Genomic DNA, 420 nt, shown 5'->3' on the forward strand with positions numbered 1-420 from the left:
GGTCGAAGCCGGCGCGCGTCCGGTACGGGCCGGACTGGCCGAACCCGGAGATCGAGACCAGGATCAGGCGCGGATTGCGCGCATGCAGCGTCTCGAAATCGAGCCCGAGCCGCTCCTTCACGTCGGGCCGGAAGTTCTCGACGACGAGATCGGCCTCGTCGACGAGCTTCATCAGGATCGCCTTGCCCTCGGGCGTCTTCAGGTTCAGCGCCAGCGAGCGCTTGTTGCGATGCAGGTTCTGCATGTCGTAGCCGAGGCGCGGCCCGCTCATGTTCTCGTTGGGATCGAGCCCCGGCGGGCTCTCGACCTTGATCACGTCGGCCCCGAAATCGGCAAAGACGCGCACGCAGGTCGGCCCGGCCCGCACCCGCGTCAGGTCCAGCACCTTGAGCCCGGCAAGCGCGGTGGACGGTCTCGGCT

Annotated in this window: 1 protein-coding gene; it reads right to left on the bottom strand. The window is 68.1% G+C overall.

Annotated features, from left to right (window positions below):
- A partial coding sequence (locus JHD82_RS29080) for a CoA transferase (RefSeq protein WP_374191680.1) occupies positions 1–420 on the bottom strand: 420 nt, incomplete at both ends.

This window comes from Delftia sp. ASV31 (assembly GCF_016428765.1).
In the GTDB taxonomy this organism is placed as follows: Bacteria; Pseudomonadota; Gammaproteobacteria; order Burkholderiales; family Burkholderiaceae_C; genus Comamonas; species Comamonas acidovorans.